The organism is Nonomuraea sp. NPDC052129, from assembly GCF_040680095.1.
Classification (GTDB): Bacteria; Actinomycetota; Actinomycetes; order Streptosporangiales; family Streptosporangiaceae; genus Nonomuraea.
Genome location: NZ_JBFAVX010000013.1, coordinates 127,791 through 145,338, shown reverse-complemented (window position 1 = coordinate 145,338; position 17,548 = coordinate 127,791). Strand labels below are relative to the sequence as shown.

The window sequence follows — 17,548 nt, the reverse complement described above, 5'->3', positions numbered from 1 at the left end:
GCTCAGCTGCCGAGTGCGACGTCTTCGAGAATGCCGAGTGCGTCGGGAACGAGTACGGCAGCGGAGAAGTAGGCAGTGACCAGGTAGGAGATGACGGCTTTCTCATTGATGTTCATGAAACGCACCGACAAGCTGGGCTGGTATTCGTCGGGGATGCCGGTCTGGTGCAGGCCGACAACGCCCTGGTTCTCGTGCCCGGTGCGCATGAGCAGGATGGAGGTCGTCCGGGCGCCGGTGATCGGGATCTTGTTGCACGGGAAGATCGGCACCCCGCGCCAGGCCGGGATGCGGTGCCCATTGACCTCACTGGCCTGCGGGTAAATGCCGCGCTTGCTGCACTCCCTGCCGATGGCCGCGATGGCCTGCGGGTGCGCGAGGAAGAAGGCGGGCTCCTTCCAGACCGTGGACAGCAGGTCGTCGAGATCGTCGGGCGTGGGAGCGCCGCCGCGGGTGCGGATGCGCTGGCTGAAATCGGCGTTGTGCAGCAGCCCGAACTCGCGGCTGTTGATCAGCTCGTGTTCCTGGCGTTCGCGTAGTGCCTCGACGGTCAGCCGGAGCTGCTGGTCGAGCTGGTTCATCGGCTGGTTGTACAGGTCGGAGACCCTGCTGTGCACCCGTAGGACGGTCTGGGCGACGCTCAGTTCGTACTCCCGCGGGCTGAGTTCGTAGTCGACGAACGTGCCAGGCAGCACAGGCTCGCCGTTGTGGCCGGCGGCCAGCTCGATCGCCGCCTCGCCGTAGGCGTTCTGGGACCGTCCTTCGGCGTCCCGAGTGCTACGCAGGTGGGCGCGGAGCGCGGGGGACCGGTCGAGGACCGCCTGCAGGTTCTGCCGCGAGAGCGTGAGCACGGTACAGGCGGTCTTGGCCGTCGCCGAGAACGCCCACTGGCCCGGGTCGCCCAGCAACTCCTCGCCGAAATGGTCGCCGTCGGCCAGTACCCCGAGGTTCTGCTCGTCGTCGTACGCGCCACGGCCGGTCTTGGCCACCCGGCCATGGGCGATCAGGACCAGCTGGTCGAGGGGAGTGCCCTCACGGACGATCTCCTCGCCCGACTCGTACTCGCGCTGGCTGAACCCGTCGGCGAGCGACTGCAGGACCTCGCCATCGCTGAAGCCGCGCAGCTGATGCAGCTCGGTGAGCTCCGCCGGGATGACGCGCACGTCCGCGCCACTGGTGGTGAACGTGATGCGACCGTCGCCCAGGGTGTAGGTCAGCCGGCGGTTGACCCGGAAGACGCCACCGGAGGTCTGCACCCACGGCAACAGCTTGAGCAGCCAGCGGGAGGTGATCTCCTGCATCTGCGGGGCGGTCTTCGTGGTCGTCGCCAGGTTCTTGGCGGCATCGGTGCTGAGGCTGAGCTGCTGGCCGTTGGCCTCGGTCGACTCGGTCGTTTCGGTCATCGTGCACCACCAATCTTTAGAGGGTTTGCTAGCCGGGGTTTTGAGTGGCTCGGAGTTCGGGTGGAAGGGAGAACTTGAGGGTCTCCTCGGTCAGCGTCACCGGCTCCACGTCGGCGTAGCCGCGGGCGGCGAGCCAGGCCAGCAATTGGCTGACCAGCTCTTCTGGGACCGAGGCGCCCGAGGTCACGCCGACGGTCCGTACGCCGTCGAGCCAGCGCTCGTCGGCGTCGCCGGCCCGGTCGACCAGGTGGGCCGCCCGCGCGCCGGCGTTCACGGCCACCTCGACGAGGCGCCGCGAGTTGGAGGAGTTGGCGGAGCCGACGACGATGACCAGGTCGCACTGGGCGGCGATCCTGGTGATCGCCTCCTGGCGGTTCTGGCTGGCGTAGCAGATGTCGTCGCTCGGCGGGTCGATGAGCTGGGGGAAGCGCTCGCGCAGCCGGGCGACGGCGTCCATGGTCTCCTCGACCGCCAGCGTGGTCTGCGACAGCCAGCTCATCCTGGCCGAGCCGGCGCCCGTCAGCTCGTCGGGCCGGGCCGGATCGACCACGTGGATGCGGTCGGGCGCCTCGCCGACGGTGCCCTCCACCTCCTCGTGCTCCGCGTGGCCGATGAGCACGATCTCGTAGCCCGACTCGGCCAGGCGTACGGCCTCTCTGTGCACCTTGGTGACAAGCGGGCAGGTCGCGTCGATCGTGCGCAGACCTCGACCGGCCGCCTCGTGCTTGATCGCGGGCGAGACGCCGTGGGCCGAGAAGACGACCAGGGCGCCCTCAGGGACCTCGTCGAGGTCGTCGACGAAGATCGCGCCCCGGCCGCTGAGGTCGTCGACCACGTAGGTGTTGTGCACGATCTGTTTGCGCACGTAGACGGGCGGTCCGTAGCGTCTGAGGGTCTCCTCGACGGTGTCGATGGCACGTTCCACACCCGCGCAATAGCCGCGCGGAGCCGCCAGAAGTACTCGTCCCATGATGTTCGCTCCTACCGGTCCCGGTGCGCGAGCTGGCCGGCCAGCACGGTCAGCGCGTCGCGTGCCTCGGAAGTGATGGGCGCCGCCTCCAGCGCCTTGGCGGCCTCGCGCACCCGCTGGTCGATCATGCCCTCGACCTCGGCCAGCGCGCCGGTGTCGAGCAGGATCCCGCGCAGCTCCGCCGCCCGCTCCTCCGTCAGCTCCTGGTTGCCGTGCCAACTGCGCAGGTGGGACAGCTGCGCGGGCGTCGCCCGTCTTAGGGCGTGCGCGATCAGGACGGTGTTCTTGCCCTCGCGCATGTCGTCGAGTGCCGACTTGCCGGTGTCGGCCGAGGAGCCGAACGTGCCGAGCACGTCGTCGCGCAGCTGGAACGCCTCGCCGATCGGCACGCCGAAGCGCGAGTAGGAGTCGAGCAGGGCGGGATCCGCGCCGGCCAGGGCGCCGCCGATCTGCAGGGGGCGCTCGACGGTGTACTTGGCGGTCTTGTAGCGGATCACCGTCAGCGCCGCAGACACCGTGGCCCCCGCTCGCAGCTGGCCGAGGACGTCGAGATATTGGCCGCTGATGACCTCGGTACGCATGGCGTCGAACACGTGGTGGGCGCCGTGCAGCCGGGCCGGCTCCACACCGCACGACGACAACAGCGCGTCCGACCAGGCCAGGCTGAGCGCGCCGAGCAGGATCCCGCCCGCCTGGCCGAACGCCTCGGCGCCCGGCCCCTCGTGCAGGTCGGCCAGGCTGCGGTGGATCGTCGAGCGGCCCCGCCGCATGTCGCTGCCGTCCATGATGTCGTCGTGGATGAGCAGCCCGGCGTGGCAGAGCTCAAGCGCCGCCGCCGCACTGATGATCTCGTCGCAGTCGTCGCCGCCGGCTCCCCGCCACCCCCAGTAGCACAGCTGCGGGCGGATCCGCTTGCCGCCGCTGAGGATGAAGCTCGTCAGCAGCTCGTACGCCGCCGCCACGTCCGGATCGGACACAGGCGCGCGCCAGTCGTCCAGGAATACATTGAGGCGCTTGTCGATGCGAGGTCCCACGGGGTCTTGCCATCCGCCGACCGCCATGCTGCAGGGCTCCTTCTGTAAAGCGTCCGCCACCAATAGTTACTCATCCAATACGGAGAGTGTAAAGTGCCTTTTTGCTGGCTCTCGGAACGACGGGAGGTGCCCGATCCGCCCACTCATCGGGTGGATTTGCCGACCCCGGAAACCAAGATCGCCGCTGATGCTCGCCACGGGGTAACCGGGGTTGTTTCCTGGACGAATGCCTGTTGACGGTGTAACGCGCGCAGTGGCGGGCAGGGCGAAGGGTTGTCATTCGACGTGGTCATACGCCCGGCGGAGATGAGGAGCCTGTCATGCGCACCCTGCTGGCCCAGTCCTTCACCCTCGATGAAGTGACCGGGCTACGCCAGTCCGTGGCGGAGCGGGCGGCGGGCTGTGGGCTGAGCGGCGCGCGGCTGGAGGACTACATCCTCGCCGTGCACGAGAGCATCATCAACGCCGTGGAGCACGGCGGCGGGCGCGGGCACTTCACGCTGTGGACGGGCGACCGGATGCTCCGCTCGGAGACCATCGACGAGGGCTCGGGCATCCCCGACGAGTACGTCGACGAGCACCGGCGGCCGCCCGACATCGCGCCCACCGGCCGGGGCATCTACCTCATCCGCACCCTGTGCGACGGCGCCAGCTTCCACACCGGCCCCAAGGGCACCACGGTCCGGCTCACGATGTGGCTGCCGCGCCTGGCCCACGTCGCGCTGCAGCGCGCGCCGATCAGGCGGATCAGGGTGGCGGCCGGGAACGGGAAGAAGCAGCACCACGGTTTTCGGGCGTAACTGTTTATCCGATATCAACCAAAATTCAACCATGTCACTGCATGGTCATCCTCTGTGACTACGCAACAGCTCTCTCAGGAGCAAACTGATATCCCTCCTCTCCCGCCGGAGGAGGAGGCGTCCGGCAGTGTCGTGGGGATGCTGGAGCTCATCGGCTCCGTGGTGGTCCCGGTGGGCGTCGGGTTGTACGCGATGCTGTACCTGGGCATTCAGCAGATGTACTGGGTCTTCGACATCAATCCCGAACAGGCGGGGATCGACCAGTCCGTCCTGCTCGGGCGGCTCATGGGCACGCTGATCATGCTCCTGCTCATCCTGCTGCCCGTTATCGGGGCCTTGGTGGCGGTGGGGTGGCTGCTCGACAAGGTGACGCGCGGCGCGGTCAACCGGCTCGTCCAGGCCGTCAGGCGGCGGCCATGGATCGCGGCGGTCATCGCCGCCGCCTGGTGCGGGGTGACCTATCTCAGCACCTCCTATCTGTTCACCCTGGAGATCTCGCCGTTGCACGTGCTGGGCGCCCTGGTGCTCGGGATCCTGGCGTTCGTGGTGCCGTTCCGGCTGCTACGCCGCAAGCCGGTCGGGCGGGCCGGGATGAAGGTGCTCGTGGGCGCTCTCACCGGCATCGGGCTGGGCATGGTCCTGCTCGTCGGGCTGGTCATGGGCGCGGGGGACGTGCGTAACACCGGGCAGGCCAATGACCTGCTGAACATGGTGGGGTTCCAGGACCAGTGGGTGGTGGTGAAGGACGGTGACGACAAGCCGCTGTACGACGGGCGCGACCTCATGCTGCTCGGCGAGAGCGACGGCACGTACGTCTTCTACGACTGCGACTACATGACCACCTTCCGGCGGCCGGCCGAGTCGACGAACCTGGGGGACATCCGCCTCGATCCCGAGCGGGAGCCGGGCTACACCTGCGGGAACCTGGTCAAGGACGAGGAGGCGGCCAAGCCCAAGAAGAGCTGACCCATCCGGCCGCCGGGGCAGGCTTCAGGCCGCCCCGGAGCCGCCGTTGCCCGTGAGGGCCGCGGTGAGAGCGTCCTGGAGCGTGCTGTGGACCGGCAGGTGCTCGCCTATCCGGGTCACCTCGACGATCCGGGCCGGCATGGGTTGCAGCGCCGCCAGACGGACGCTGCCACCGTGCTGCCGGGAGAAGGTATAGGTGCTGAGCAGCAGCCGGAGCCCCGCGCTGTCCATGAAGTGCACCTCCGCGAGGTCGAACACGAGGTGGTCGCCGGGCCGCTGGCGGCACTCCCGGATGAAGGCGTCGAGCCTGCCCTCGTTCGTGGCGTCCAGCTCGCCGCCGACGGCGATCACCGTCGCGCCGGGCAGGTGCTGGCAGGCGTAGGTCAGCCAGGACATGGGGCGGTCCACTGGCCATGCATGGCAGCGACCAGACCCGGCTGCATAGGGGGATAGCTCGCCATGCCTGCACGATAGTCGTTTCGTGGCGGGATATCGCCTTACTGACGACTGAATGCCGCCCTTTCTCCGAACAGTAATTCGCCCGCTGTTTAGCTATTTATCCGTCCAAAGCAGTACCCAAGGTGGACCCAAACCTCGCGTAGAAGGTGTGGTTTTGCGAGTTTTGGGGGTATTCGTTCACTTTGAGCCCGGTCGGTGCGCCCGCCGGGCAGACGGACGAGACTCGGGGGGATCGCCGTGGCCATGCAAACAGAGATCCGCAGCCTGCTCGGCAGCCGCGTCATCGGTGCGGACGGCGAGGAGATCGGAAAGGTGGGGCAGGTCTATCTCAACGACAGCACGGGCGAGCCCGAGTGGGTGACCGTGCGCACGGGGCTTTTCGGGATGAGGCAGACATTCGTCCCGTTGATGAACGCCCGCCGGTCGGGAGAGGAGATCCGCGTTCCCTTCGACAAGGACACCATCAAGGACGCGCCCAACATCGACGTCGACGGCCGCCTCTCGCTGGAGGAAGAGGCCAGGCTCTACCGGCACTACGGCATCCGGCCCACGGGCGTGCCGTCGCAGCGCACGGCCGAGCCCGGCACGGGGTTCGGTGGTCACGAGACGCGCGACGAGGGCGAGGAGACGCCCCACGTACACATCTACAAGTACGTGGAGGTCGAGGTCGCCGAGGAGAACGTGCCGCTCGAAGGGGACCAGACGGCGACGAGCCCCGTCGACTACCTGCGCAGCCTCCGCGGGAAGAAGCGGCCGGAGGCGGTCGGCCAGAACCGCGGTGAGCGGTTCGAGGCGGAGCGGCGTGAGCCGGATCGCATGCCGCTCGACAGCGGCGACTACACGAACGAGCAGGACGAGGACGTTCCGCCCCCCTGACGGTGACGCGGGCGAAAGCGCACCAAGGCGACAGCCGCACAGTGAGCGGGCGGTTGAGCGGGAGGTTGAGCGAAGGCCCAGGCCGAAGAATCGGCCTGGGCCTTCGTCATGGCCGCCGGGCGACGGACGGGCAGGCGTTCGTCAGGGGACCGGCGGACGAGCGGCCGTCAAGAGACGGACAGGTTGGCGTTCGGGCAGGTGCTCGTCAGGAGACGGACAGGTTGGCGTTCGGGCAGGTGCTCGTCAGGAGACGGGCGGGTAGGCGTTCTGGAGCAGTTGGCGGAACTGGGCGGAGAACCACTGGCCGGACAGTGGCGCGTTGGGCAGCGCGCCCGTCAGGTTGTGGCCGTTGAGGTCGTTACCGGTGTAGGTGGGGTCGCACATCCGGTCGAACTTCTTGCCCTCGTCGTTCGGGATATCCGTGCTGGCGCCGTCCGACTCGCCGGGCGGCTTGACCCACACGTAGGCGTCCAGCCCGGACTCGGGGTTGGCGGTCGGCCGCGCGCCAAGGCCTGCGCCGCTCTGGTTGCACCAGTTGCCGGCGTGGATGCGCCGGTCGATGCGTGACTGGTCGACGAAGGTGTTGAGGTCCGTCGAGGTGCTCGGGCCGCTCGGCCGGGCGCTGCCGCCCCAGCCGTTGCGCGAGGTGTCGATCAGCATGCCGAGCCCCGACTTGAAGCCCTTGCCGATCAGCGCGGTACGCAGGGCCTGGGCGAAGGACGTCTCGTCCACGTACCAATTCCAGTCGACCCACTTGGACTGCCGGACCGAGGTGCCGTTCACCGTGGAGTTGATGGTGAAGTACAGCTCCTTGGTCGCGGAGGTGTTCGCGGTGTTGACGATGAATCCGTCCACGCTGTCCACTCCGGCGGCGGCACCGGCGGCGGTGGAGTAGAAGAGGTTGACCGACGGGTTGAAGTTCGAGTCCCAGCCGAGCCACGCGTGGTGGGCGGCGTCGATGTAGGTGTAGACGTTCGACATCACGTGCAGCTTGTTCAGCGCGTACTGGACGCCCTGGACGTAGGCGCCGGTGGAGTTGGCCTCGGCGCACTTGGGGAAGTTCAGGTTGGTGATCAGGTTGGGCAGCGAGTCGGGCTCGATGATCGTGACGATGCGCAGGTTCGCGTACTTCGAGTCGCTCATGATGGCGGCGATCGGGTCGATGTACTCGGTCTTGTAGCGGTTGAGCCCGTTCTCCGCGATGAGCAGTTCGCCGTTGGAGGCCAACGCCGAGCAGTCGCGGTTGGGCAGGTCGTAGATGACGAACTGGACGGTCAGCGGCGCGGAGCCGTTGGCGGCGTCCTGCGTGACGGCCGCGTCCAGGTGCGCCCGCAGGCCCATGACCGACGAGGTGCCGGCGATGGCGGCGATGCGGTCCAGCCACACGGCGGTGGAGGTGTTGGCCACCGCGGCACCGCCCGGCTCGGCCGCGGCCTTGGCCTTCCAGTTGGGGTTGACGTAGCCGGTGGCGCCCGCGTACGGGTTGTCGACGTGCCCGGCGGGCGGTGTGCCGTCGTCATCGGCCTCGGTGGCGGTGACCGTCCGGCTGGTCAGACCGCTGGAGGCGACGGTGAAGGTACGCGTGCCGTTGGTGGTGTCGGAGTCCTGGGCCGCGCCCACGGTCACGGTCTGGGCGGTGTTCCAGTTGGCGGAGGTGAAGGTGAGCGAGCCGCCCGATGTCACGGTGAGGTCGGCGTCGCCGCTGCCGGCCGTGGAGGTGACGGTCAGGTTCGCCGACGGCTGGATGGCCGGCTTGACCGTGTAGGTGGCACTGCCGCCTTCGGGCACGGTCACCGCGGTCGGGGTCACGACCAGCGACTGCGTCTGCGTGGTGTCGTCGTCGACCTCGGTGGCGTTGACGGTGGCGGCGGTGACGCCGGTTCCGCCGACGCTGAAGGCCGCCGCGCCGTTGGTGGTGTCGGAGTCCTGGGCCGCCGCGAGGGTCACGGTCTGGGCGGTGTTCCAGTTGCTCGGGGTGAAGGTGAGCGAGCCGCCGGAGCTCACGGTCAGGTCCGTGTCGCCGCTGGTCCGGGTGGTGGCGACGGTCACGTTGGCGGTGGGCGCGGCCGACAGCTTGGCGGTGAAGGTCGCCGTGCCGCCCTCGTTGACGGACACCGAGCTCGCGGAGGTGACGACCGAGGGCGTCGTCGGATTGCCGCCGCCACAGGTCACGTTGTTGACGGAGAAGGAGGCGGGGTTCGGGTTGCTGCCGCTCCACGTGCCGTTGAAGCCGATGTTGGTCGAGGCGCCGGTGGCCAGGTTGCCGTTGTACGACAGGTTCTGCCCGGTGACGCGAGTCGCGGTCTGGCTCCAGTTGGCGCCCCAGCCGCTAGGGACGTACTTCTGTCCGGCTGTGGGGAAGTCGAAGGCCAGCGTCCATGCGGTGAGGGGGTCACCGAGGTTCTTGAGTGTGATGTTCGCGGTGAAGCCGCCCTGCCCTGGACTCGTCGTCCACGTGTTGGGGGTGTAGGAGACGTCACAGGCGACCGCGGCCTGTGCGGCCGTGGTCTGGCCGGCGACGAGCCCTAAGGTCGCCAGGCAGGCGGCGGTCGCGGTCACGGCCCATCTGCGCAGGCCGCGGTGGAGTTTCACGAGCAATCATCTCCAGGAGCTAGAGCTGACGTGTGGGAGCGCTCCCATACTGAGCCGTGCTCACGGGTGTGTACAGGGTGCGGTGAAGAGCGGCTGCGCCGCCGACCCGGCATGCTCGCCGAATGTCGCGGAACGTCCATGAAACTTTCATGCCACGCAGCCAGGTGAGAGGAAATATGCGGGTTACCGGGACGGCATTCCGTTGACATCTCCATATGGCCACCCACAATCCATTTTGGGAGCGCTCCCACCCACTACTCCCATGGAGACCTCGTGTCGTACACAATGCTCGCGCGCCTGAGAAGGCGGCTCGCCCCGGCTTTTGCGCTTGTCCTCATAGCCGGGGCGACCACCGCGCTGACGGCCACGCCCGCCAGCGCGGCCGTCGCCTGCGAGGTGACGTACACCACCAATGACTGGAGCGGTGGCTTCACCGCCAGCGTCACCATCAAGAACACCGGCGACCCGATCAACGGCTGGACGCTCGGCTTCAGCTTCCCCACGACCACGCAGAAGCTCAGCCAGGGCTGGAGCGCCACCTGGGCGCAGAACAACCAGGCCGTCACCGCCAAGAGTCTCGACTGGAACGGCAACCTGGCCACCGGCGCCTCCACCAACATCGGCTTCAACGGCACCTTCACCGGCAGCAATCCGAAGCCCACCGCCTTCACCGTCAACGGCGTCACCTGCGGGGGCGCCGGCGTCAACAAGCCGCCGACCGTGGCGCTGACCTCGCCGAGCGCCGGGCAGACGTTCGCGGCGCCCGCCACGGTGCCGATCGCCGCGACCGCGGCGGACTCCGACGGCACGATCGCCAAGGTCGACTTCTACCAGGGCACCACGCTGCTGAACAGCGACACCGTCGCCCCGTACGCCTACAGCTGGCCGAACGTGCCCGCGGGCAGCTACTCGATCACCGCCAGGGCCACCGACAACCTCGGCGCCACCACCACCTCCTCGCCCGTCGGGATCACCGTGACGGCCGACAACACGCCGGCGCTCGTGGTGAGCCCGACGAGCCTGGCCGTGCCGGAGAAGGGCACCGCGGCGTTCGGCGTCCGGCTGTCGCGGGCACCCACCGGCAATGTGACCGTCGCCACCGCGCGGACCAGCGGTGACACCGACCTCACGGTCAGCTCGGGCGGCAGCCTGACCTTCACCACCGCCAACTGGAACACCGCGCAGAACGTCACCCTGGCCGCCGCCGACGACACCGACACGACCGCCGGCTCGGCGACCTTCACGGTGAGCGCCAGCGGCTACAGCCCGATCGCGGTCACCGCCACCGAGGCCGACGACGACCTGCCGGGTGGCGACAACGAGTACGTCAGGCGGTTCACCGAGCTCTACAACGAGCTGCACGACCCCGCCAACGGCTACTTCTCGCCCGAGGGCGTGCCCTACCACTCGCTGGAGACCTTCATGGTCGAGGCGCCCGACCAGGGGCACGAGACCACGTCGGAGGCGTTCAGCTACTACCTGTGGCTGGAGGCGGTCTACGGGCAGATCACCGGTGACTGGGCCAAGTTCAACACCGCCTGGGCGACGATGGAGAAGTACATCATCCCGGCCACGGCCGACCAGCCGACCAACTCCTTCTACACCCCGTCGAAGCCGGCCACGTACATCCCCGAGTCCACCTCGATCAACAACTACCCGTCACCGCTGGACACCAGCGTGAGCGTGGGCAGCGACCCGATCGCCAACGAGCTGAAGAGCGCGTACGGCACCAGCGACATCTACGGCATGCACTGGCTGCTGGACGTCGACAACACCTACGGCTTCGGTCGCTGCGGCGACGGCACCACCAAGCCCGCCTACATCAACACCTACCAGCGCGGCCCCGAGGAGTCGGTCTTCGAGACGATCCCGCAGCCGTCCTGCGACCAGTTCAAGCACGGCGGGCCCAATGGCTATCTCGACCTGTTCGTCAAGGACAGTTCGTACGCCAAGCAGTGGAAGTACACCAACGCCCCCGACGCCGACGCGCGAGCCGTGCAGGCGGCGTACTGGGCGCAGACCTGGGCCAAGGCACAGGGCAAGGAGTCGCAGATCTCGGGGTCGGTCGCCAAGGCCGCGAAGATGGGCGACTACCTGCGGTACGCGATGTACGACAAGTACTTCAAGAAGCCCGGCTGCACCAGCCCGTCCTGCGCGGCGGGCACCGGCAAGGACGCCTCCAACTACCTGCTGTCCTGGTATTACGCCTGGGGCGGCGCGACCGACGCCAACGCCGGCTGGGCCTGGCGGATCGGCTCCAGCCACAACCACTCCGGCTACCAGAACCCGCTGGCCGCCTGGGCCCTGGCGAACGTCGCCGAGCTCAAGCCCAAGAGCTCGACCGGCGCCACCGACTGGAGCACCAGCCTGACCCGGCAACTGCAGTTCTACACCTGGCTGCAGTCGGCCGAAGGCGCGATCGCCGGTGGCGCGACCAACAGCTGGGAAGGCCACTACGGGACGCCGCCGGCCGGTCTGCCCAAGTTCTTCGGCATGACCTATGACTGGCAGCCCGTCTACCACGACCCGCCGTCCAACCAGTGGTTCGGCTTCCAGGCGTGGACGATGGAGCGGGTGGCCGAGTACTACTACGCCACCGGCAACGCCAGCGCCAAGACGCTGCTCGACAAGTGGGTCACCTGGGCGCTGGCCAACACCACGGTCAACGCGGACGGCAGCTACCAGATCCCGTCCACGCTGCACTGGACCGGCCAGCCCGCGAGCGACTTCAGCTCCACGAGCGGCATGCCCGCCGCCAACCCCGGCCTGCACGTGTCGATCGTGGACTACACACAGGACGTCGGCGTCACCGGCGCCTACGCCAAGGCCCTGATGTACTACGCCGCCAAGGCCAACCACACGGCGGCCAGGACCACGGTCAAGGCGCTGCTCGACGGCGTCTGGAAGTACCGCGACGCCAAGGGCGTGTCGGTGCCGGAGACCAAGACGGACTACAAGCGCGTCGGCGACCCGGTGTACGTCCCGCCGGGCTGGAGCGGCACCATGCCGAACGGCGACCCGATCAACTCCAGCTCGACGTTCCTGTCGATCAGGTCCTTCTACAAGAACGACCCCGACTACGCGAGGGTCGACGCCTTCCTCAAGGGCACGGGCCCGGCGCCGGTCTTCAACTATCACCGGTTCTGGGCGCAGGTGGACGTAGCCGTCGCCCTGGCCGAGTACGGACGGCTCTTCCCCTGATCCGTCCCGCATGATCGCCCCGCCCCGCCGCGTCCTGCCACGTCGGCGGGGCGGGTCTCCATCGAAAGGCCGCCCATGAGAACCCGACTCGCGGCGCTCGCCGCGCTGTTGCTCCCGCTGCTCTTCCTCTCAGCTTTTTCCCGAACGTCGCCCGCGCACGCCGCCACCGGCATCCATGTCAGCGGTACGAAGATCCTCGAAGCGAACGGCCAGGAGTTCGTCATGCGCGGCACCAGCCACGCGCACACCTGGTATCCCACCCAGACCAAGGCGTTCGCCGACATCAAGTCGCTGGGCGCGAACACCGTCCGGGTGGTGCTCAGCGGTGGGCGCTGGACCGCCAACAGCGTCTCCGACGTGGCCGACGTCGTCTCCCGCTGCAAGGCCAACCGGCTGATCTGCGTCCTGGAGAATCACGACACCACCGGGTACGGCGAGCAGAGCGGCGCCTACACCCTCGACCAGGCGGCCGACTACTGGATCAGCGTCAAGAGCGCCCTGGTCGGCCAGGAGAACTACGTCATCGTCAACATCGGCAACGAGCCGGTCGGCAACAACGCCGTCACCCCTGACTGGACCACCGCCACCGCGAACGCGGTCAAGAAGCTGCGCGCCAACGGCTTCGAGCACGCGCTCATGGTGGACGCGCCCAACTGGGGCCAGGACTGGCAGAACGTCATGCGCAACACCGCGCGGACCGTCTTCGACGCCGACCCCGCCAAGAACACAATCTTCTCGGTGCACATGTACGGCGTGTACGACACGGCCGCGGAGATCACCACCTACCTGGACGCGTTCAGGACCGCCGGGCTGCCGCTGGTGATCGGCGAGTTCGGCTTCAACCACTCCGACGGCGACCCGGACGAGGACACGATCATGGCCCAGTCCGTGAGCCGGGGCCTCGGCTACCTGGGCTGGTCGTGGAGCGGCAACGGCGGCGGCGTCGAGTACCTCGACCAGGTCACCAACTTCGACGTCAACCAGCTCACCTCATGGGGTCAGCGGCTCTTCAACGGCGCCAACGGCATCGCCGCCACCTCGCGTGAGGCGTCGGTATACGGCGGCGGCACCCCCGACCCAACCCCGCCCAGCGTGCCCGGCACCCCGGTCGCCTCCGGCGTCACCTCGACGGGGGCCACGCTGAGCTGGACCGCCTCCACCGACAACGTGCGCGTGACCGGGTATGACGTCTACCGGGCGCCGAGCACGCTGCTCGGCCAGGCGGCGACCAACTCGATCACGCTGAGCGGGCTGACCCCCGCGACCGCCTACCAGGTCTACGTGAAGGCCAGGGACGCGGCGGGCAACGTCTCGGGGCAGTCGGGCCAGGTCACCTTCACCACCCTCAGCGGTGGTGGCGGCGGGGGCTGCACGGCCGTCGCGACCGTACAGACCCAGTGGAGCAGCGGGTACGTCGTGCAGCCCGTGACCGTGACCAACACCAGTGGCACGGCCAAGTCCAGCTGGACGGTGACGTTCACGCTGCCCGCCGGGCACGTGCTCACCGGCTCCTGGAACGCCGCGGTGACGGTGAGCGGGCAGACCGTGACGGCCAAGAATCTGAGCTACAACGGCGCGCTCGGGCCGAACGCGAGCACCGCCTTCGGCTTCCAGGCCAGCCGGCCGAACGGCCAGACCACCGTGCCGTCCGGCTACACCTGCGCGAACTGAACCCCGGACCGGCCGGTGTGGCGAGCCGCGCCCACACCGGCCGGTCAACGCCGCGAACCCGGCCGGATCGGTCGATCCGGCCGGTCGATGAGCTTGACCGGTCTAGTCGGCCGGTCGATGAGGAGGTGGTGCCGACAACCGTCACTGGTGCAACCGTTCCATGACACCATCCCGCCCGGATGGCGTGGACGCGGCCGGCCGCGAGACCTCCTGCCGGCCGCGTCCGCATGCCAGGCGGCGCCCCTCGGGTTGAGCGCCGCTCGCTTCGAGCGCCACTCGGCCGAGCGCCACTCATCGGGCGCCACCAGGTCATCGGGCCGTCACCAGGGCGAACCTCTGGCGGGCCGCCTCGATCGCGTCCTCGTCGGCGAACTCGCCGAACGCCTCCTCCTGATAGCGCTGGGGTATCAGCTGCCGGACCCGCTCGGGGTAACCGGCGCCCGGCGTGGGCACCCGTACCAGAGGTGGATCGCCGAGCCGGACGGCGATCGGGCCCGAGGCGCGCACCGAGACGGCCCATCCGGCGCCCGGACCGGTGATGGCGCACATGTGGCGGGCATAGACCCACTTCACCTGGGCCATCGTGGTCGCGGTCGGCGGGTCGAAGCCGAACGGGTCCACCGCGCACACGACCCGGCCGGCCTGCTCGCCGAACTCGTGCCCGTGGTCGTGGTGCTCGGCCGGCGTGGATCTCTCAAGGATGTCCGTGACCTGGGCGGCGAGCTGATCGCGCAGGTCCGATCGCCCCGCCTGGTGCAGGCCCGCGAACAGCGCCGCACCGGCGACGGGGATCAGGGCCACGACGGCGATCGCCGCGGCCCTTCTGGTCCTCACCTCTTCCGGAATGCGCATGACCTACGGGCTGGTGCAGGTCAGCGTGGGTGCGGGGCTGGGGGCGGTGCCCGTGGCGTTGAATCCGAACGAGGTGGTCGCGTTCGGCGCGAGCTGCCCGTTGTAGGTGGCGTTCTTGACCGAGACGTTGGGCGGCTGTGCGCTCAGCACGCCGTTCCATGGCGATCCGTCGAGGCCCTGCCCGCCGCTGAAGGTCCACTTGACCGTCCAGCCGTTGAGCGCGGTGGTGCCGTTGTTCTTGACCGTCACGTCGGCCTGGAAGTGTCCGGGCCAGCCGGGGTTGTCGGTCGCGTGCCAGGTGGCGGAGCAGGCGCCGGGTGCTGGGGGAGTCGGTGTGACAGTGGGGTCGGGCGTGCTGCCGCCGTTGGGTCCGACGCCGGTGACTTCGCCGTGGCCGCCGTCGAAGACGACGTCGGAGCAGCTGAAGAAGTTCTCGGCGCTGTCGGAGCGGATCCAGTCGACGTAGATCATGTGCCGCCCGCTCTTGCCGGACGGGAGCTGGACGTTCCAGTAGTAGTAGTTGAGCGCGCCGGGCCCACCGGTGGCCGGCGGGTTGGTGACGCTGCCGAATGACTCCAGGTCGGACCACTTGAGCGGGGCGTTCGGGTTCCAGCCGTTCTTGGTGACGTAGTAGACGAACGTGCCGGGGTGCTGGGCCCAGTTGCTGTGCCACATCTGGATGCTCGCGCCCGAGGTCAGGTGGGTCTGCGGCCAGTCGGAGCGGACGGCGTTGTAGGCGGTGAAGTCGTACGGGCCGCCGGTTCCGCCGCTGCAGAGCTGCCCGTCGGGGATGTAGCCGCTGGTACGGCCGCCGGCGTCGGAGCGCAGCACGGCGAACCAGTTGTACAGCGGCGTGGCGCCGCTCTGCGCGACGGCCGCAGCGCAGGCCGGGTTGTAGGGGATGATCTGCCCGTTGTCCCGCAGACCGTCCTTCCAGCACAGGTAGGTACGGGCACCGGGGAACATCGTGACGCCATGCGCCTGCGCCTGGGGAGCCACCAGGGCGGAGGCGAGCAATGTCGCCACCAGCGCGGCGGCGAAGGCCACCGACCGGATGAATCTCATGGGGATTCCCTTGTTCGTGCGACAGAGATCCCGCCCACGACCTGCCCGCCCGGCAGCTAGACGGATTGAACCACGCGCTGACCCGGCCGACAACGCGGCGTGAAACTTTCACCCCGTCCCGGTCAGGGTTTGCCTGGTCGCTCGCCTCACTGCGGGTGGTGGCACGGACGCACGCTTGCCGGGGACCACGTCGGCCGTGATGCTGCGTTGTGGGAGCGCTCCCAAACCTCCTTGTCAGAGAAGCGGGAGCAACATGCCATGAGGCGCGTGCACATCAACCTGATCATCGCGGCGATCGGCTCGATCCTCGCCGCGGGACTGTTCGCCGTTCCGGCCCAGGCCGCCCCGGTGATCTGCGGGAAGATAGATTCCACCAGCATCCAGGGCAACAAGTACATCGTCCAGAACAACATCTGGGGAGCCGACACGGCGCAGTGCATCGACGTCGACCAGGCCGCCGCCGGCTTCACGATCACCCAGGCGGCGCACAACAAGCCGACCAACGGCGCACCCGCCTCCTACCCGTCGGTCTTCGCGGGCTGCCACTACGCCCTCTGTACGACCGGCAGCGGCCTGCCCATGCGGGCCGACGCGAGCGGCTTCGGCAACCTGCGCACCAGCGTCAGGATGAGCTACCCGAGCGCGGGCGTCTGGGACGCGGCCTATGACATCTGGTTCGATCCGACCCCGCGCACCGACGGGCAGAACACCGGCGCCGAGATCATGGTCTGGCTCAACAAGCAGGGCTCCATCCAGCCGGTCGGCTCGCCCGTCGGCACGGTGAGCCTGGCGGGCGGCACCTGGCAGGTCTGGTTCGGCAACACCGGCTGGAACGTGATCTCCTACGTCCGCACCTCGGCCACGTCCTCGCTGGACTTCGCCATCGACACCTTCCTCGCCGACGCGATCAGCCGCGGGTACGCCCAGCGGTCGTGGTACCTCACCAGCGTGCAGGCCGGGTTCGAGCCCTGGGTCGGCGGGACGGGGCTGGCCGTCAACGCGTTCTCGTACACCACCTCGGGAGGCGGCACCGACACGACGCCGCCGACCACGCCGTCCGGCCTGACGGCCTCGGGCACCACGTCGAGCGGCACGAACCTGTCGTGGACCGCCTCCACCGACTCAGGTGGCAGCGGGCTGGCCGGGTACGACATCCTGCGCGCGACAGGCGCCGGCGCCTTCGCCCAGGTCGGCACGAGCACCACCACCTCGTACGCCGACAGCGGCCTGAGCGCCGCCACCACCTACCGCTACCAGGTACGGGCCCGGGACGGCGCGAACAACCAGTCACCGGTGTCGAACACGGTCAGCGTGACCACCTCGACCGGCGGCGGGGGCGGCGGCTGCTCGGCCGTCGGAACCGTACAGAACGCCTGGAGCAACGGCTACGTCGTGCAGCCCGTGACCGTGACCAACACCGGCACCGCCGCCAAGAACGGCTGGACGGTCACCTTCACGCTGCCCGCCGGCCACACCGTCACGGGTTCCTGGAACGCGACCCTCACGGTCAGCGGGCAGACCGTGACGGCCAGGAACCTGTCGCACAACGGCACCCTGGCGCCCGGCGGCAGCACCACGTTCGGCTTCCAGGCGAGCCGGCCCAACGGGAACACCCAGACGCCGTCGGGGTACGGCTGCGGCTGACCGCGCATCGCGGCTGAC

13 protein-coding genes are annotated in these 17,548 nt (G+C 68.8%); 6 read left to right on the top strand and 7 right to left on the bottom strand.

Features of this window, described 5'->3' with window-relative positions:
* Positions 1 to 2: 2 nt before the first annotated feature.
* Genes AB0L53_RS27755 through AB0L53_RS27745 form a run of 3 tightly spaced genes read right to left on the bottom strand, consistent with a single transcriptional unit; the run spans position 3 to position 3,431 of the window.
* Entirely contained in the window at positions 3 to 1,400 is a 1,398-nt protein-coding gene (locus tag AB0L53_RS27755) for a family 2B encapsulin nanocompartment shell protein (RefSeq protein WP_363999536.1), read from the bottom strand.
* 28 nt (positions 1,401 to 1,428) lie between these two features.
* Positions 1,429 to 2,370 carry a 4-hydroxy-3-methylbut-2-enyl diphosphate reductase gene (locus AB0L53_RS27750; protein ID WP_363999534.1) on the bottom strand — a complete coding sequence of 314 codons (942 nt, stop codon included), beginning with the start codon at positions 2,368 to 2,370 and terminating at the stop codon, positions 1,429 to 1,431.
* A gap of 11 nt (positions 2,371 to 2,381) precedes the next feature.
* A complete protein-coding gene (locus AB0L53_RS27745; RefSeq protein ID WP_363999531.1) occupies positions 2,382 to 3,431 on the bottom strand; it encodes a polyprenyl synthetase family protein in 1,050 nt (349 codons plus the stop codon).
* A 293-nt stretch (positions 3,432 to 3,724) separates the two neighbouring features.
* On the opposite strand from AB0L53_RS27745, the gene AB0L53_RS27740 reads away from it, so the two are divergent.
* On the top strand, positions 3,725 to 4,204 hold the full coding sequence (locus AB0L53_RS27740; RefSeq protein WP_363999528.1) for an ATP-binding protein: 480 nt from the start codon (positions 3,725 to 3,727) through the stop codon (positions 4,202 to 4,204).
* Positions 4,205 to 4,342: 138 nt separating this feature from the next.
* Positions 4,343 to 5,170 carry a hypothetical protein gene (locus AB0L53_RS27735; RefSeq protein ID WP_363999525.1) on the top strand — a complete coding sequence of 276 codons (828 nt, stop codon included), beginning with the start codon at positions 4,343 to 4,345 and terminating at the stop codon, positions 5,168 to 5,170.
* Positions 5,171 to 5,194: 24 nt separating this feature from the next.
* Here AB0L53_RS27735 and AB0L53_RS27730 read toward each other — a convergent pair whose 3' ends face one another.
* Positions 5,195 to 5,566 (bottom strand): STAS domain-containing protein, encoded by a 372-nt coding sequence (locus AB0L53_RS27730; RefSeq protein ID WP_363999522.1) that lies wholly within the window; start codon positions 5,564 to 5,566, stop codon positions 5,195 to 5,197.
* A 306-nt stretch (positions 5,567 to 5,872) separates the two neighbouring features.
* Here AB0L53_RS27730 and AB0L53_RS27725 point away from each other — a divergent pair, with 306 nt between their 5' ends.
* The gene (locus AB0L53_RS27725) at positions 5,873 to 6,505 is read left to right on the top strand and encodes a PRC-barrel domain-containing protein (protein WP_363999835.1); all 633 of its coding nucleotides are present in this window, start codon (positions 5,873 to 5,875) and stop codon (positions 6,503 to 6,505) included.
* 243 nt (positions 6,506 to 6,748) lie between these two features.
* Here the strand turns inward: AB0L53_RS27725 and AB0L53_RS27720 are convergent, their stop codons facing one another.
* Positions 6,749 to 9,097 (bottom strand): glycoside hydrolase family 6 protein, encoded by a 2,349-nt coding sequence (locus tag AB0L53_RS27720; protein ID WP_363999519.1) that lies wholly within the window; start codon positions 9,095 to 9,097, stop codon positions 6,749 to 6,751.
* Positions 9,098 to 9,370: 273 nt separating this feature from the next.
* Between AB0L53_RS27720 and AB0L53_RS27715 the strand changes: the two genes are divergently transcribed.
* Together AB0L53_RS27715 and AB0L53_RS27710 are read left to right on the top strand one after the other, a co-directional pair.
* Positions 9,371 to 12,298, top strand: coding sequence for a glycoside hydrolase family 48 protein (locus AB0L53_RS27715; RefSeq protein WP_363999516.1), 2,928 nt, complete (start codon positions 9,371 to 9,373; stop codon positions 12,296 to 12,298).
* 75 nt (positions 12,299 to 12,373) lie between these two features.
* Positions 12,374 to 13,969, top strand: a complete 1,596-nt coding sequence (locus tag AB0L53_RS27710) for a cellulase family glycosylhydrolase (RefSeq protein ID WP_363999513.1) — start codon at positions 12,374 to 12,376, stop codon at positions 13,967 to 13,969.
* A gap of 309 nt (positions 13,970 to 14,278) precedes the next feature.
* Here AB0L53_RS27710 and AB0L53_RS27705 read toward each other — a convergent pair whose 3' ends face one another.
* Complete coding sequence (locus AB0L53_RS27705; RefSeq protein WP_363999510.1) at positions 14,279 to 14,803, bottom strand: hypothetical protein; 525 nt, start codon at positions 14,801 to 14,803, stop codon at positions 14,279 to 14,281.
* Positions 14,804 to 14,824: 21 nt separating this feature from the next.
* A complete protein-coding gene (locus AB0L53_RS27700; RefSeq protein WP_363999507.1) occupies positions 14,825 to 15,886 on the bottom strand; it encodes a lytic polysaccharide monooxygenase in 1,062 nt (353 codons plus the stop codon).
* A gap of 258 nt (positions 15,887 to 16,144) precedes the next feature.
* On the opposite strand from AB0L53_RS27700, the gene AB0L53_RS27695 reads away from it, so the two are divergent.
* On the top strand, positions 16,145 to 17,530 hold the full coding sequence (locus AB0L53_RS27695) for a cellulose binding domain-containing protein (RefSeq protein WP_363999504.1): 1,386 nt from the start codon (positions 16,145 to 16,147) through the stop codon (positions 17,528 to 17,530).
* Positions 17,531 to 17,548 lie beyond the last annotated feature (18 nt).

Coding starts and splice junctions, on each gene's coding strand:
- AB0L53_RS27755 (WP_363999536.1), bottom strand. CDS start 1,400: ATGACCGAAACGACCGAGTCGACCGAGGCCAACGGCCAGCAGCTCAGC.
- AB0L53_RS27750 (WP_363999534.1), bottom strand. CDS start 2,370: ATGGGACGAGTACTTCTGGCGGCTCCGCGCGGCTATTGCGCGGGTGTG.
- AB0L53_RS27745 (WP_363999531.1), bottom strand. CDS start 3,431: ATGGCGGTCGGCGGATGGCAAGACCCCGTGGGACCTCGCATCGACAAG.
- AB0L53_RS27740 (WP_363999528.1), top strand. CDS start 3,725: ATGCGCACCCTGCTGGCCCAGTCCTTCACCCTCGATGAAGTGACCGGG.
- AB0L53_RS27735 (WP_363999525.1), top strand. CDS start 4,343: ATGCTGGAGCTCATCGGCTCCGTGGTGGTCCCGGTGGGCGTCGGGTTG.
- AB0L53_RS27730 (WP_363999522.1), bottom strand. CDS start 5,566: ATGTCCTGGCTGACCTACGCCTGCCAGCACCTGCCCGGCGCGACGGTG.
- AB0L53_RS27725 (WP_363999835.1), top strand. CDS start 5,873: ATGCAAACAGAGATCCGCAGCCTGCTCGGCAGCCGCGTCATCGGTGCG.
- AB0L53_RS27710 (WP_363999513.1), top strand. CDS start 12,374: ATGAGAACCCGACTCGCGGCGCTCGCCGCGCTGTTGCTCCCGCTGCTC.
- AB0L53_RS27700 (WP_363999507.1), bottom strand. CDS start 15,886: ATGAGATTCATCCGGTCGGTGGCCTTCGCCGCCGCGCTGGTGGCGACA.
- AB0L53_RS27695 (WP_363999504.1), top strand. CDS start 16,145: ATGAGGCGCGTGCACATCAACCTGATCATCGCGGCGATCGGCTCGATC.